The organism is Cryobacterium sp. MLB-32 (assembly GCF_000738085.1).
Classification (GTDB): Bacteria; Actinomycetota; Actinomycetes; order Actinomycetales; family Microbacteriaceae; genus Cryobacterium.
In genome coordinates this window covers 1-1,328 of sequence record NZ_JPRS01000630.1, presented here as the reverse complement: position 1 = coordinate 1,328, position 1,328 = coordinate 1, and the positions used below count along the sequence as shown (strand labels likewise).

Here is a 1,328-nt window from a genome sequence, read left to right as displayed (position 1 = left end):
GCCGTCAGGGAGTTCGCGACACACCCACTGAGAGTCACGCAACCCACCATCACCAACACCGCCACCGCCACCGAGATTCGACGATGGTAGGCGCCAAAAGTTCGTCGCAACGTGCTCCACTGGCGAACGGAGTGATTGGCATCGCCATTTTGGGGCGGCATTGAGACCTCACAACTACTTGTCGGAATTGCAGATTCAGTACGCTGCCCTGCTGCGCTGAAGTCGACTATTCACCAAATCTGGATACTTCCGCAGTCCCCCTTACGAGGACAAGTCTGGCGCGTCCCTATCTGTCACCTTGCGTGGCGAAGAGCGTTCCGCGCAGCTCCCAGACGCCCAGCGACGACACGGTACTAACTCTCATACGACGCGTAGGCTCCCGCAGATTCACCGGTTTCGTTGACGTTTAGCGAAAAGGCGTCCGCAGGAGTTATGAAGCTCACGGCGAGTCGACGGACGGTGTCCACAGTCAGCTCGGCTTTCAACTGCGGGAGCTCACGATGGATTAGGTGGACGATAATCTGGTCCCCGTCCTCGTCAGCGGAATCCATCCGCCATTCATCCCTGGCCCGGTCCCAGATCAGCATGGTCAGCGGAAAAGCGAGCTGCAATTCAAATGGAACACGGTCGGCGTTCCCCAACCCGTCCTCTCCTCGATTCCCGAATCGTTCGACGACGTTCCCCTTACTGTCCCGGGAGCCGCTCAGCCGACCGATCTTGTACGTCCATGCCCCGGTGTGTCCATTTGCGGTGAACGAAACGATTCGGTCTTCACCCTTCGTGTGATTGACGATCGTCCCGGACAGGTGAATTCGCGCGTCACCGTCAACGAGGACACTGATCGCCTTCATAAGGGCCTTGCTCATCTTCAAACCGTCCTCACCGTGGGCTGAACCTCATGCTGAGATTAGTGCTTCCGCCGCTGGAGCGTCCCAGCACATTGTGGGTACTCGCTGTGTTGCTGAACGCGGCAAAGTTTGGATACTGGCCTGATTCTGATCGGCCACTTCTAGCGAGAGCGTACAACCCCGTGGCCAATTGGGCGATGATCCGCTGAATGGAGGGCGGGAAGCAAGCTCTGAACACGCTTCATATCGAACAGTCGTTGAGTTCCTTTGGACTCTCCCAATCTGCTCTAATTTTCATTGACTGATTCTCTACGCGTCAGGTTTTGCCGGTCCACCTGGTAGACGCATTCTCGGACCGCTCGGTCATCGTCGCCACCGGACGTCGACACGAGGGTCATGCCAATGCGCTCACAAAGCAGCCGTGACGGCAGGTTCTCTTCATCGGTCTTCGCCACGACGAGAACGAAGCCAAACTTGTCG

General features: G+C 57.4%; 1 protein-coding gene and 1 pseudogene. Both read right to left on the bottom strand.

Going from position 1 to position 1,328, the window contains the following annotated elements:
* Positions 1-353 precede the first annotated feature (353 nt).
* Positions 354-866: a hypothetical protein gene (locus JF66_RS20485; protein WP_035880778.1), complete on the bottom strand. Its 513-nt coding sequence runs from the start codon at positions 864-866 to the stop codon at positions 354-356.
* A gap of 269 nt (positions 867-1,135) precedes the next feature.
* Positions 1,136-1,328: pseudogene (locus JF66_RS24800) on the bottom strand (hypothetical protein); the annotation flags it as partial.